Here is a 13850-nt window from a genome sequence, read left to right on the forward strand (position 1 = left end):
TATCTTACTTTTCGACAGATGATAATCGGAGAATATGAAGAAGCTCTTAATATAATAGAATTAATAAAAACGTTTGCCAAATTAAACCTTATATCATGCTGTGAAATCTACTATGGATTCTATACATATTGTTACAATAAAAAACCAGTCCCACCCAATATTTCGCGGCAGATAGACGTGCCTTTGCAGCCGTTTGCAAAATTTACAATGACCACGATACTCCCAAGTGGGCAAAAGAAGCGATCGCAGTTGTTGCTGAGCAAGGCATTGTAAATGGGCGCAGTCATAATCGCTTTGCTCCGAATGAAACAGCTACACGAGTTGAGGCTGTTACTGTGCTTTTGCGATTTTTGGCTTTGCAAATAGGAGAGTAGTATTCATTTAAAGAAAGGATGCTGCAGGATGAATGTTTTTCATGTTGTACAGGTTCAATTGGAACAGATTGAGAAGGCCGCTTATTTATTTAACGAATACAGAGTATTCTACGGTCAGCCTTCTGACCTGCAGGGAGCAGTATTATTTTTGAAAGAGCGGACGATGAATGAGCAATCTGTCATTTATTTGGCAGAAGATACGGCTTCTCAACATGCAGCTGGCTTCCTGCAGTTATACCCTTCTTTTTCTTCTATTTCTATGAAAAGAACATGGATATTAAATGATCTATACGTAACAGAACCTTACCGAAAGCAAGGAGTTGCTCAAATGCTGCTGGATACAGCAAAAGAGCTCGCAGTGAGTTCGAACGTAAAAGGATTAGGGCTTTCAACTGCTGTTGATAACATCCAGGCGCAAAGGCTATATGAGAAAAATGGCTACAAGAGGGATAATGAATTTTTTCATTACTTTTTAAGCTTATAAATTTTAAGGGTGTATTTATAAAGATGCGACAGCTTTCCTAGCTGGTCAGAGGATTCGTTATTATGCCTAAAATCGCAGTTTCGGGGCGGCTAAATGACAGACGTTCCGTTATTGATCCATAAATTGCAGAAAAAACCCCATTCAGACACGAATAGCGGAATGTGTGACCGCCAAATTAAATAAATGGCTGTTTTAAGGCAAATAACGGAACGTGTGTCCATATCATACATATAGGCAACCGAAGATTGTCTTCTTTGCCTGCTAAAAAGTATAAAGCACTCCCGCTGGGAGTGCTTTATCTTATTGCTTCAAATACATCCAAGTCAAGCTTGTAATTTCCCTCGCTTGATCTATTAAGTCTGAGCCTTGGAAGGCATTAATGAGAGGCTGGAGCAAGGCGGTTAAAACCGCGTCTCTTACAGGCTCATGCTTTAATTCAGCTTGCATCGCACTCGTCAAATCAGCCTGCGGCTTAGTTAATTGAGCACTTGATCTAAGCTCATCGATTAAAAGGATAATTTCCTGTTTATCTATACGGTTAAAGCGGAGCTTTGTCCGCAGCAGTGCTAACTTTTTATTGTCAAGCAAAGCGGTTTTTTCGTTCACTAACGATTGAATAATATGCTTCATGTAATGAAACACTGTATGTGATACCTTCAATAAATTAAGATCAGTCTGATCGATAATTCTGCCAGTGAAGGTAATATGATGATGAATGCCATAAAAGATAGTGGCAGCTTCCAACGCATGCGGACGCAGCTCTTCGCCAAAAACGTCAACAAGCCGATCGGCGAGCCATTCCATTTCAAATAAGCGAAAGGTTAAAACAAGCTTTTTTAATTCTATGTCTCCAGAATGAAATATTTCTTCAAATATAGCCGACAAATTCCGGCTTGCATTCAATATTGAAATGGTTGCGATTTGCTGCACTAATACGGAAAGATCTTTTTTATCTTTGCCGATAAGCAGTTCACTGCGGCTGATGCTGGCTTCATAACGAATTAATTCTAATATCGCGCCGACGCAATCGTTTTTGGAGCTGAAATAATTGTAGAACGTTCCTTTGGAAATGCCTGCACGCTCGATTATATCCTGGATTGACGACTGTTGAATGCCTTTTTCTATAAAGAGTGCCAAGGCATGGTCTACAACCACTTTTTTTCGTTTATTCATACAGCGCCTCTCCTCTATTTATATACTCCTTACATTGTAATCATAAATAATGACATTTACAACGGTTTTGTACTTGCGGTATAAAAACTTGATATTTTTGTACTCATGATATAAAATCATCGAGTGACCTTATTTTATACTTAATAATGATAGGAGAAAAAAAGCAGGATGAGCGAATTAAAAACTTTAAAAAAACCGCCCTATTTCATGATAGGCATTTTGTTTTTTGGCGCATTTGTATCGTTTCTAAATAACTCGCTAATGAACGTTGCCTTGCCATCGATTATGGTCGATCTTGGCATCGAGAAGTATTCCACTGTACAATGGCTATCCACAGGCTACATGCTTGTCAGCGGTATATTAATTCCGGTATCCGCGTTTTTACTTTTGAAGTTTACGAACCGAACATTATTTATTGTAGCGATGTCGCTCTTTACATTAGGGACGATTGTTGCAGCTGTTGCGCCTAGCTTTGGATTGTTGCTAACCGGCCGTATGATCCAGGCTGCAGGCTCTTCTGTCATGTCGCCTTTGCTGATGAACATTATGCTTATCAGCTTTCCGAGAGAGAAACGCGGTACAGCGATGGGTGTATTTGGACTTGTAATGATTACAGCGCCTGCTCTTGGACCGACATTGTCAGGCTATATCGTTGAATATCACCACTGGCGCTTATTGTTTGAAATGATTATTCCATTTGCCATTCTCAGCTTATTGCTAGCAGTATGGAAGCTGGAAAACGTGATGCCAACGAAAAAATCATCTCTCGATTATACGTCTGTTCTATTATCTTCGATCGGTTTCGGCGGTATGCTTTACGGCTTCAGTGCAGCAAGCAGTGCTGGCTGGTCAGATATAACGGTTTATGGAACAATTGCGATTGGCGCTGTCGCCATCATCGCTTTTGTAATTCGTCAGTTCAAGCTGAAAGAACCGTTATTGAACCTAACAGTGTATAAATATCCGATGTTCGCATTAAGCTCCATCATTTCCGTTGTGAATGCTGCAGCTATGTTTTCAGGCATGATTCTTACACCTGCCTATGTCCAGTCCGTTCGCGGCATTACACCGTTTGATTCTGGCTTGATGATGCTGCCTGGCGCTATCGTTATGGGTATTATGTCACCGATAACAGGCAAGCTTTTCGATAAATTTGGACCTAGAGTACTTGGTTTTGTTGGTTTGTCTATTACAACATTAACAACTTACATGCTTTCGCATCTGCAAGTGGATACTTCGATTGGATATATTATTTTCCTGTATAGCGCTCGTATGTTTGGTATTTCAATGGTTATGATGCCGCTTATGACTAACGGCTTGAATCAGCTGCCGACACGGCTTAACCCGCATGGTACGGCCGTCAATAACACCGTACAGCAGGTTGCAGGCGCAATCGGTACAGCCATCTTTATTACGATTATGAACTCCAGAGCTGAAAAGAGCGCTGTCGAGCAAATGTCAGGATTGGATCCTGCTACAATTACTGCTGAGGTGAAAGCTCATATCTCGCAGCTTGCTTTGCTGGAGGGAATTCAATTTACTTTTGTTATTTCAGCGATTACTTCTGTAGTAGCCTTGCTGTTAACACTGTTTATGAAGCGTGTTGATGTCAGTGAAGCTGCTGTTGCAAAACTCGAGAAGGAAGATGCAGCAAGGTAGTGAAAAAATTTTCTAATGGAAGTGAAGCCTTTGCCGTGCGGCAAGGGCTTTTTTTGTTGAGAAGCCAGAGACATGGAAGAAACAGATTTTGGGAACTTAATGCGAATTACTTCTCGAACAATCTGCCATAAAAGATACCAGACCGTACATGAAGTATGCATACGGTGCAACAGGGATGAAGATGGCGTAGTTCTGTATGTTTGGCGTATGATGCGGCTGGTGAGCTCAAATGATCCTAACGATACGGACAGTGATGAACGTTAGCGCTCATTTTTCGCCAACTTCCACTTTCTAGCGGACAGAAATATCCGTTAGCGCGAAAAAAGCTCAAGAATTCGGCGGAAATATCTTCTAATGGTCATAAGTGTCCGCATATGCAACAAAAAAACTGCATTTTGGTTCTAACGGTCATGGATGACCGTACCGCAATGACACATCGTTTGTTCTTCACGATGACGGCAAGTTAGATCACCGATAGGTTCTTTTTTGAAATATAAGAAAGTATAAGTTTGTAATCTTGTATCTGTTCTTATATTTCAACGGTAAACGCGCCTGTCTAAAGGACGGCGGAGCCATTCATCCTTGTTATTGGCAAATAACAGAAAAGTATTGGGTAAATATGGTACAATTGAGCTGCAATGTTATAGAAACTGGAGGATTAATGAGTATGGGAACATTATTAATGGTCTTAATTGGTGTTTTTCTAACTGCTCTATCCGTCCGGATAGGTGTAGATTACTCACATAACAGACAGCATACAAAAGAAATATTGCAGGAGCTTCGTGAAATAAAGCAGTATTTAAAGAGCAGAAATGATTATGACTATTAAATAGAAGGAGAGACTCATTCATGCCATCGCCCTCAAAAAAATCTAAACTGACTGGCGAACAAGAAGCAGCACTATTTATGGAGGATCTGGAGCATCCTTTGAAGCTTGAAATCGAAGAGGTGCGTGCTATCATTTTAAGTGCAAATGATCAACTGGCAGAGCACGTGAAATGGAACGCCCCTAGTTTTTGCGTGGACAATGACGATAGAATTACATTCAACCTGCAAGGAAAAGGTTTCTTCAGACTTATTTTTCATTGTGGCGCAAAGATAAAGAAGCGTGCGGCTAACGGGCGCATAATGGACGATCCTACAGGCTTGCTTGAATGGGTGGCGGATGACAGAGCAATCATAAAGTTTGCCAATATGAATGATGTAGTACGAAATAAGGAAAATCTGATAGTCGTCATTAATAAGTGGATTGAAGCAGCTCGCATATAAGTAAAGAAGGAAATATGAAGGCAATAGGGAATATTATTTTTGTAGATCATCTTGGCACGTGGATAAACTGGAGGCGTTTAAAGGATGAAACTATATATTGTGGACGCTTTCACAAATAAGCCTTTTGGGGGCAATCCAGCAGCAGTATGCTTGCTGGATGCTGAAATTACTGATTATCGGATGCAGGAAATTGCTGCTGAGATGAATTTGTCAGAGACAGCCTTTCTGATCAAGCAAGAGGGAGGCTATTTGCTAAGATGGTTTACACCCGAAAGCGAGGTTGATTTATGCGGCCATGCAACGTTGGCAAGTGCATGTTGATTTTGTTTCAAGGTGTTTTTATCCGCGTCTAGGTGTTAATGAAGACCCTGTTACCGGATCAGCTCATTGCTGTCTAGGTCCCTACTGGAGCAATAAACTCCAGAAAAGTACGCTGGAGGCGCTGCAGCTTTCCAAAAGACAGGGTCTGCTTAAGCTTGCTGTTGCTGAAGAACGCATATTAATTTCTGGCCAAGCGGTGACGGTTGTAAAGGGTACGTTATTGCAATAGGCTGATTACACAGCGAGGAGATATGCGAATCAACGAAGGAGGCGTCTAAATGACAATTAAACCAGTAGCCGGTTCAATCTCGCAGCTGGGCGAAGGACCTGTATGGCTTGAGGATGAAGGAGTTTTTTATTGGGTAGATATTATAGCCAAGCAGATTCGTTTTTATTATCCTGCAACGGAGGAACTGAAAACGATCCAGCTTAATGATTTGATCGGTGCAGCTGTACCAGCTGGCAGAGGAAGCTTGATATGTGCTATGAAAACAGGCTTCTACCGGTTGGAGCTGGCTTCTCAGCAGCTGAGCGAAATCGGAAAAGTCGAGGAGCATTTGCCCGATAATCGCATGAACGACGGAAAATGCGATCGCTCCGGACGATTTTGGGCAGGAACGATGTCGATGAAGGGCGAAACTGAGACAGGAGCGCTCTATTGTCTTGAACGTGACAGCTCAGTCAGACAAGCTGTTAGCCATGTTAGCATTTCAAATGGGATTTGCTGGAGCAGCGATGATACAAAAATGTACTACATCGACACTCCTACCCGAGAGATTCATCAATTCGATTATAATGCTGAAACAGGCGAATTAAGTAACCGCAAAGCTATTATTACGATTGAAAAAGAACAAGGCTTCCCAGACGGAATGACAATTGATGCTGAAGGGATGCTTTGGGTAGCGCATTGGGGAGGAGCCTGCGTATCAAGGTGGAATCCGGCTACTGCCAAGCAAGTAGAAAGCATATCAGTGCCGGCAACGAATATTACGTCCTGCTGCTTTGGCGGTGACAATTTGGATCAGCTTTTTATTACATCGGCCAAGGAAGGCCTGAGCGAAGAGCATTTGCTTGCGGAGCCATTGGCGGGAAGCTGCTTCATATTCACGCCCGGCGTAAAAGGCTTGCCGGCTCAAAGATACAAATCATTGCAGGAAAGCAATTAAAGCAGGGTTAATCTTTGAAATAGTCCAATAGCAGTTAAATGAATAGGCTGCGAATGTAAACGTAAGTAAAGTGGGCAAGTGCTCATAATGCTATACTGAGTATAGATTAGCAGCACTAAAATACGTTTGCAGATAAGGCGGCGAGAATATGAAATTATCGAATATTGCAGCTCAGTTGTATACATTGCGGGAATTTTGCAAAGACGAGGAAGGCTTGCGAGCTTCCTTGCAAAAGGTGAAAGAAATTGGCTACCAGGCTGTCCAAGTGTCCGGTATCGGCCCAATCCCGCATGAAACAGTTAAATCAATTGCGGATGAAATTGGCCTTAAAATTTGTGCAACGCATGTCAGCTATAAGGCGCTTACAGAAAATTTGGAAGATGTCATTTATCAGCATAAGCTATGGGATTGCAAGTACGTTGGACTTGGAGGCCTCCCGGAAGAGTTTCGTTCCAGCGCAGAGGGCTATAAGAAATTTGCATCAATCGCCAATGAAATTTCTGCCAAGCTGGCTGAGCAAGGCTTGCAATTTATTTATCATAATCATCATTTTGAATATACGAATTTCGACGGCACGACAGGCATGGATATACTGCTGTCCGAAAGCAACAGAGAGAGCTTTGGCTTTGAACTCGATATGTATTGGGTACAAACTGGTGGTGTAAATCCGCTGGAGATGATTAAGCTTGTCGATGGCCGCATGGCAGTTGTGCATCTGAAGGATATGGCGATTGTTGACAATAAGCAGGTTTTTGCTGAGATTGGCGAAGGTAATATGAATTACAAAGCGATCATCGATGGATGCCGCGAGATTGGTGTGGAATGGTACGTCGTTGAGCAGGATGTATGCTTGCGCGATCCATTCGAAAGCCTGGCGATTAGCTTCAATTATTTGAAGCAATTGGCTGATAAATAAAAATTTACAAAAACAAACAAAGTTCTGCGATGCCGCAGAACTTTGTTTGTTTTATAAATAATATAAGACAGTATAAGTTTTTGTACCTTAATCGTTATATTTCACCGGTAAACGCGCTCGTCCAGAGGATGGCGTAAGCCGTTTATCCTTGATACAAGAAATAATAAATTTTTTGCTTAAAATGGATCGTAGATTCGTCATCTGTATTGAACAGCAGCTATCGAAATATTGCTGTCGTATTTGTAATGTCTTGGGCGGACAGCTGGTCAGATGTATACTAGTCATAAAGACAGTATATTTGCGCGGAGGAGAAATGAGAAATGGATACCAAGCTATTTGATCAGGTATATGCTTCAATAGCAAATAAAGAGACAACCTTTGACGGTATTTATTATACTGGTGTGAAAACGACAAAAATAGTATGCCGCCCGTCCTGCCGGGCTAGAACGCCTAAGCGTGAAAATATTACGCTTTATCCGAGTGTTGATGCTGCTATCAAAGACGGATTTCGACCTTGCAAGCGATGCAAGCCGGAAGAGAATGGGAAGCACGGGCCAGATGCTGTCCTTGTGGAGCAAGCCAACGCTATATTAGCGGCTCGCTATACAGAGAGGATTAGCTTGGAGGTGCTGGCTGCGCAGCTCAAGATCAGCCCCTTTCATCTTCAACGTGTATATAAACGGGCAGCAGGGCGCTCTCCTGCGCAATTTGTGGATGAGAAAAGGTTGGAGACCGCCAAGCAGCTGCTGAAGGGCAGCGAGCTGGAAGTGAAGGAAATTGCGGCGCAGATTGGATTTCGCAGCGCTGCCCATTTCACCAAATGGTTTAAACAGCATATGCAGCAAATCCCGACACAATTTCGCCAAAAGGAGAGGACGACTAATGGGTGCTAAGCAAATAAAGTGGACAGGTATCGGGCTGGATGGAAGGGAATGGTTTGTAGCAGCAAGTGAGAAAGGGGTTTGCAGAATTATTTTTCCACATGAAGGCTTGGAGCATTGGGGCACCTGGTTTGCCCGGAATGCATCGCAGGGAGTGCTGCAGGAAGATAAAAAGGCAATAGCCTCAACAGGAGTACTGGAAAAATTGCAAGCCTATTTTGCAGGGGAACCAGTTGGTTTTACAGATATTCCGCTTGATCTGATAGGTACACCATTTCAAAAAAAGGTTTGGCAAGCACTTGGCGATGTCCCTTATGGACAGACAAGAACGTATGGAGATATTGCTGCTGCAGTAGGCAGACCGGCAGCTTCGAGAGCAATCGGCGCCGCAAGCGGCGCTAATCCAATTCCTATCATTCTGCCTTGCCATCGGATTATTAGTAAGGCGGGAAAATTGACAGGCTTCCGAGGCGGCTTAAATATGAAGAAAAAGCTGCTGGAGCTAGAAGGGATCGCTGGCACTTTGGAGGCTGGACATGCTAGGTTCCAGTTCTAAGGCAGCTGCTAGGCTGCACAATCCCGCGAATGCGGGATGGTAGACTGTAGTCATTCTCCTTATAATTGATAATTATTATCAATTATAAGGAAAATGACAATGAAGGACCAGATTTTAGTAGTGGGCGGATATGTATAGCAGAAATGTCATTGCTGCCGGGCGCAATTTGCAAAAAGCAGTGGAGCATAGCAAAAAATATGCTGGATCGACTGGAAAGGATCACTCGGCCATGACTGCAGCAGTAGCAGCATATGTGGTGGATTCTCTCTATAAGTCAATAAATCCGGGCGGCATCTATCATATAGAGCAATTATTTTCTGCCCATGACATTTTGCAACTTATGGAGGAGGTAGCGCATAGGATGGTGTAAGGAGGCTGATAAAGATGCTGCTGCGAAAATCTTTACTAGTCATTATATTATTTTGTACGTTGGTACCGACCGTAAATGCGGATTGGGCGCGCGCTTTTGTTGTATATGCTGGAAATACCTATGAAATTACAAATGAAAAAGTTGACGCAGATAATATTGGAAAAATAATAGGACAGGTGACTTCTTACTCTGATAAGGAAGGAACATATAGCGGTAATTTCTCAAATGTTTACCCTGTCGGGACGAAATATTATATGCTGAAAGGGATAGAACTGGGGGAAGCGATCGCTGTAAAAACGAAAGACGGTTATATACGCTGTAACTTTGTAGGGAAATATGAAGGAGAATTTATGGACACGGGCAAGCTGATTGCGTTTCTGTTCGTTGCAATTCTATTTATTATCCGCTGGTATAACATAAGAGAGAAAAAGCGATTGAAAGCCAATGGTGGAAAGTAAAGAATGGAGAGAGAATGCCAAGGGAGGAAAGACATGAGCGTACGTTCAAATTTTGCTGAAAATGATGGTTTAGCCATTCATTATCTTGATTCATTGGACATGGCGGATCCAAGCTTGACACCTGTACTTATATGCCCGGGTCTTTCCGAAACTGCAGAAGAGTATGCAGATTTAATGGAGGAGCTATTGCCGCGCAGGTGTATCGCATTATCCTTTCGGGGAAGAGGGCAGAGCGATACGCCGCAGCAAGGCTATGATTTAGAGCACCATGTGTCCGATATTGCAGCAGTTATAGGGGAGGCTTGTGTGCCGCTTATTCATTTGTTTGGATACTCCAGGGGCGTGTCTTATGCTTTATCCTATGCAAGTCAAAATAAACAAAAAATTGCTTCTATTCTAGTAGAAGACTATCCGCCCGAACATCGAGCGATGACTGTCAGCTGGCAAGAGGATTATATAAACAATTATGTAATTACTGCAAAAAGAAATATACGTCCTGCAGCTGTCCGCGGTATTCAGAACGATTCAACTCAGCAGGACATCTTTTTTACGTTTGAAAAACCTGTGTTAGTGACGCGCGGGATGCTTAGCGACACCCTTCTTACGGATGAAGGGATAGCCAGCTATCGCAATATGTTTGCTGCCATGCAGCTCCGTGAATTTTTACATAGCGGGCATAATATACGAGGTACAGAAAAGCAGGAGCTATATTTGGCCGTACAGCATTTTATTAATAACATTTGAGTTGGAGGCTGGAAATATGATGTCATTAACTCCTTCGCAAGAGCTGCTTGAAACAATTGAGCTGTCAGAAAGAGATTATATGCTGGATCGTATGCTGGCGATACAGTCTAGAACCGGCAATCCGGAAGGAGTTGCCATACTGAAATTTGGACAAGCCTATGCTTTTTACAGCAAAATGATGCCATGGCCTTCCTTCAACACTGTAATGGGGCTGCGCAGCACGAGTGCAGATTATTTGGAGGGAATATTAGCCTATTACAAAGAGAAGCAAAGGAATGTACAGCTAGAAATCGTTCCGACGCTTGTTGATCAGCCATTTTTAAACCGCCTGGCAGATGCTGGGCTATATGTTTCAGGCTTTCATACTTCGTTATATATGTCGCCGCGTTTTTTTGCAGAGGAGCATGTCAAGGATATTGAAATAAAAGAGCTGGAAAAAGACCAATTTTCACAATATGCAGCTATCCACTGCAAATCTTTCGGAATGACAGATAACGGAATACCCCATATAGCAGCCAATAATGCAGTGCTGTATGACCGCCCCGGCTGGAAATTTTATTTGGCCTCGGTTTCAGGGGAGCCGGCTGCAGCAGCAGTCATGTTTATAAAAGGCAGTGTCGCCTCACTCACTTTTGCTGCAACACTACCTCAATTTCGAGGCATGGGCCTGCATCGTAAATTACTGCAAAAAAGAATCAACACTGCATTTGAGAATAACTGTGAAATTATTGTAGGGCAATGTGCGCTTGGTTCGCAAAGTCATAGAAATATGGAGCATACAGGGATGAAAATCGGTTATTTAAGAGCAAAATGGACGGAAAAGATGGATCGATAAGCAGGTAAGGAGCAAATTATTAACGAGGCAATTGAGGAAGGCAATTTGAAACGATAGCACATAAAAATAGCTTAAGTTGAGAAAACAAGCGGGTGTCCTTTATTAAGGATGCCGGCTTATTACTTTTTGTAGTGTTGTTCGTTCTCCCTGCAATGTATAATAATGGTATGTCTTCTGAAAAACTTCTCAAGAAAACGATAAAAGTAGCAGAAGGATCATATTTTTAGTTGAATTTTAGCTATTAGCTTATCAAAGTGGGGGAAATAAATTGCTTGCGGACTTAAAAAAGTACATTTTTTTTATTATTGCCATTGCTGTTTTTGCAGCAGGGATTGCTCATGCCGTTATTATTTTAACTCATCAAAGTACTATCAAAAATCGAGTAAGCCTAGATTATCCTAAGCATGAGCTGACTTTAAAGCCAGGGGTCTATACCGTTTTTTACGAATACCTCAAGACTACAAAAAAGCTTGGCCCGATTGAATTTGGGGAATTTGATCGTATTCAAAATCTTGAGCATCGACTTGAGTTTACTATTCAACATTTGAAAAATCATAATTTACTTAAAGTTAAAAGTGACACGTCTAAATCGTACATGTATCATGGCAGCGTCGGCGAATCTTTATTCGTTTTTCGTGTGATCGAGCAGGGAGACTATATAATAGAAACATCCCTAGATCATGCCAATAACGACAGTCCATTAACGTTGACTTTAGTCACAGATTTTAATAAATGGTTTCTGCGAATTTTCAAAACAGTAGCTATTTATATTGCTATTGCTTGCTGCTTTGCTGTATTAGGCTTAGTAGTAGTAATAAGAACGAGGTGATGCAATGATTGTTTGGATAAACGGGGCCTTTGGATCTGGTAAGACGCAAACTGCACATGAATTACATCGCAGAATTCCTGAATCATTTATTTTTGATCCCGAAGAAGCAGGCTATTATATACGAAAAAATATTCCGACTGCTCTGGCAAAAAATGATTTTCAAGATTTCGAGCTTTGGCGTGAAATTAATTATACTTTTTTAAAAATGATGGCAGATCAATATAGCGGGATCATTATTGTGCCAATGACAATCGTAAATCCTCAATATTTTGCAGAAATTGTTGGCAAGCTGCAACAAGACGGCTTTGATGTCCGGCATTTTACATTATACGCATCGAAGGAAGTCCTGCTGAAAAGACTCAGAACTAGGGCGGAAGGAGCGAATTCGTGGGCTGCAGCACAGATTGACCGGTGTCTGGAAGGACACTCCAACCCGATTTTTGAACAAAAAATAAATACAAATAATCTTCCCATAGAACAGGTTGCAGAGCAAATAGCGATGGAGCTAGGCATTGATCTGCTGCCCGATTCTAGAAGCAAATTGAAAAAAAGCTATGACCGTCTTGCTGTAAAATTAAAACATATACGTTTATTTTAAAGAACTAGAGGAGTGGAAGCAATGAATGAAAAAACAACGGTTTACATCGTCAGACATGGACAGACGGAATGGAATATTGAGCATCGGCTCCAAGGCCATCAGGATTCTCCGCTTACCGAGCTGGGCGTTAATCAGGCAAAGTGGTTAGGCGATTCATTAGAAAACGAAAAAATAGATGTCATTTATTCAAGCTCAAGCGAAAGAACAATGAAAACAGCGGAGCTTATACGGAAGGATAGGGAAATTCCGATTTACAAAAGCGATGAGCTGAAGGAAATTAACTTGGGGATATGGGAAGGCAGGAAGCAAGAAGAGGTGAAGCAGAGCCATCCCGAACAATTTGATCACTTTTGGAATGATCCTGAGCTGTTTGCGGTAGAGCGAAGCGAGACATTCCAACAGGTAGCTAACCGCGCTGTACATAAATTGAACGAAATTATTGCTCATCATTCCGGCAAACATATTTTAATTGTAACCCATACGGTAGTCGTAAAGGTGTTAATGGCTTTTTTCGAGGACAGGCCCATGAAACAGCTATGGGAGCTTCCTTATATTCATCCAACGTGTTTAAGCAAGATCGTTATTGAAGAAGACAAGGCCGAAATTGTACTTCATGGTGATATTTCGCATTTTAAAGAATAGTATTTGCTTGAAGCAGGAGGGGCGCTATGCAATTGTTTCAATACAAGGAAATCGGTTTAAAGCTGCTTGCAGATGAGGATGCCCTGCTGTTAGTAAAGTGGCTGTCGGATCCAACTGTGCTTGCTTATTACGAAGGACGTGATCGTCCACATGATTTGGCATTAGTTCGCGAAAATTTTTATAGCAAGGATAGGCATGTTACACCATGCTTGATCCAATATAATGGTCTATCGATCGGATATTTGCAATTTTATGAGCTGGATAAGGAGGACCAGGCAGCATACGGCTACTCGAACCCGTCAGAAATTATTTTTGGCATGGATCAATTTATTGGCGAGACGGAATATTGGGGGCGTGGAATCGGCACAAAGCTTATTCAATCCATGATAAAATATTTAACAGAGCAGCGCATTGCCAGCAAAATAGTCATGGACCCGCAAACGTGGAATGAAAGAGCGCTTCATGTATATGAAAAATGCGGCTTTGTCAAAAAGCAGCTGTTAAAGGAGCATGAGCTTCATGAGGGAAAGTATAGAGATTGCTGGCTAATTGAATATACACATAATAAGGAGTAA

18 protein-coding genes and 1 pseudogene are annotated in these 13850 nt (G+C 41.9%); 18 read left to right on the forward strand and 1 reads right to left on the reverse strand.

Annotated elements, in window-relative coordinates; all coding sequences use genetic code 11:
* Positions 1–200: 200 nt before the first annotated feature.
* Complete coding sequence (locus tag ACRRU2_RS01820) at positions 201–374, forward strand: S-layer homology domain-containing protein (RefSeq protein WP_432499849.1); 174 nt, start codon at positions 201–203, stop codon at positions 372–374.
* Between the two features lie 28 nt (positions 375–402).
* On the forward strand, positions 403–858 hold the full coding sequence (locus ACRRU2_RS01825) for a GNAT family N-acetyltransferase (RefSeq protein ID WP_432499765.1): 456 nt from the start codon (positions 403–405) through the stop codon (positions 856–858).
* A 300-nt stretch (positions 859–1158) separates the two neighbouring features.
* On the opposite strand, the gene ACRRU2_RS01830 is transcribed toward ACRRU2_RS01825, so the two are convergent.
* A complete protein-coding gene (locus ACRRU2_RS01830; protein ID WP_432499766.1) occupies positions 1159–2031 on the reverse strand; it encodes a TetR/AcrR family transcriptional regulator in 873 nt (290 codons plus the stop codon).
* 168 nt (positions 2032–2199) lie between these two features.
* On the opposite strand from ACRRU2_RS01830, the gene ACRRU2_RS01835 reads away from it, so the two are divergent.
* The 16 genes and pseudogenes from ACRRU2_RS01835 to ACRRU2_RS01910 all read left to right on the forward strand — a co-directional run bounded on the left by ACRRU2_RS01835 (position 2200) and on the right by ACRRU2_RS01910 (position 13850).
* Complete coding sequence (locus tag ACRRU2_RS01835; RefSeq protein WP_432499767.1) at positions 2200–3690, forward strand: MDR family MFS transporter; 1491 nt, start codon at positions 2200–2202, stop codon at positions 3688–3690.
* A 667-nt stretch (positions 3691–4357) separates the two neighbouring features.
* On the forward strand, positions 4358–4519 hold the full coding sequence (locus ACRRU2_RS01840; protein ID WP_331698339.1) for a hypothetical protein: 162 nt from the start codon (positions 4358–4360) through the stop codon (positions 4517–4519).
* Positions 4520–4539: 20 nt separating this feature from the next.
* Positions 4540–4959 carry a DUF1801 domain-containing protein gene (locus ACRRU2_RS01845; protein WP_432499768.1) on the forward strand — a complete coding sequence of 140 codons (420 nt, stop codon included), beginning with the start codon at positions 4540–4542 and terminating at the stop codon, positions 4957–4959.
* Between the two features lie 84 nt (positions 4960–5043).
* Positions 5044–5509, forward strand: a pseudogene (locus tag ACRRU2_RS01850) (PhzF family phenazine biosynthesis protein).
* Positions 5510–5558: 49 nt separating this feature from the next.
* Positions 5559–6446: an SMP-30/gluconolactonase/LRE family protein gene (locus tag ACRRU2_RS01855; protein ID WP_331698336.1), complete on the forward strand. Its 888-nt coding sequence runs from the start codon at positions 5559–5561 to the stop codon at positions 6444–6446.
* A 148-nt stretch (positions 6447–6594) separates the two neighbouring features.
* A complete protein-coding gene (locus tag ACRRU2_RS01860) occupies positions 6595–7362 on the forward strand; it encodes a sugar phosphate isomerase/epimerase family protein (protein WP_331698335.1) in 768 nt (255 codons plus the stop codon).
* A gap of 320 nt (positions 7363–7682) precedes the next feature.
* Positions 7683–8255 carry a bifunctional transcriptional activator/DNA repair enzyme AdaA gene (locus tag ACRRU2_RS01865; RefSeq protein ID WP_331698334.1) on the forward strand — a complete coding sequence of 191 codons (573 nt, stop codon included), beginning with the start codon at positions 7683–7685 and terminating at the stop codon, positions 8253–8255.
* A complete protein-coding gene (locus ACRRU2_RS01870; RefSeq protein WP_432499769.1) occupies positions 8245–8799 on the forward strand; it encodes a methylated-DNA--[protein]-cysteine S-methyltransferase in 555 nt (184 codons plus the stop codon). The genes ACRRU2_RS01865 and ACRRU2_RS01870 overlap by 11 nt, the downstream gene beginning before the upstream one ends.
* Before the next feature lie 130 nt (positions 8800–8929).
* Positions 8930–9169 (forward strand): hypothetical protein, encoded by a 240-nt coding sequence (locus tag ACRRU2_RS01875; RefSeq protein WP_432499770.1) that lies wholly within the window; start codon positions 8930–8932, stop codon positions 9167–9169.
* Between the two features lie 14 nt (positions 9170–9183).
* Positions 9184–9627, forward strand: coding sequence for a hypothetical protein (locus ACRRU2_RS01880; protein WP_432499771.1), 444 nt, complete (start codon positions 9184–9186; stop codon positions 9625–9627).
* Positions 9628–9660: 33 nt separating this feature from the next.
* The gene (locus tag ACRRU2_RS01885; protein ID WP_432499772.1) at positions 9661–10371 is read left to right on the forward strand and encodes an alpha/beta fold hydrolase; all 711 of its coding nucleotides are present in this window, start codon (positions 9661–9663) and stop codon (positions 10369–10371) included.
* 16 nt (positions 10372–10387) lie between these two features.
* Positions 10388–11206, forward strand: coding sequence for a GNAT family N-acetyltransferase (locus tag ACRRU2_RS01890; RefSeq protein WP_432499773.1), 819 nt, complete (start codon positions 10388–10390; stop codon positions 11204–11206).
* A 268-nt stretch (positions 11207–11474) separates the two neighbouring features.
* Positions 11475–12035: a hypothetical protein gene (locus ACRRU2_RS01895; RefSeq protein ID WP_331698328.1), complete on the forward strand. Its 561-nt coding sequence runs from the start codon at positions 11475–11477 to the stop codon at positions 12033–12035.
* A 4-nt stretch (positions 12036–12039) separates the two neighbouring features.
* Positions 12040–12633: an AAA family ATPase gene (locus ACRRU2_RS01900; RefSeq protein ID WP_432499774.1), complete on the forward strand. Its 594-nt coding sequence runs from the start codon at positions 12040–12042 to the stop codon at positions 12631–12633.
* Between the two features lie 21 nt (positions 12634–12654).
* Positions 12655–13275, forward strand: a complete 621-nt coding sequence (locus tag ACRRU2_RS01905; protein WP_432499775.1) for a histidine phosphatase family protein — start codon at positions 12655–12657, stop codon at positions 13273–13275.
* Positions 13276–13301: 26 nt separating this feature from the next.
* A complete protein-coding gene (locus ACRRU2_RS01910; protein WP_432499776.1) occupies positions 13302–13850 on the forward strand; it encodes a GNAT family N-acetyltransferase in 549 nt (182 codons plus the stop codon).

Source organism: Paenibacillus sp. GXUN7292, from assembly GCF_050864975.1.
In the GTDB taxonomy this organism is placed as follows: domain Bacteria; phylum Bacillota; class Bacilli; order Paenibacillales; family Paenibacillaceae; genus Pristimantibacillus.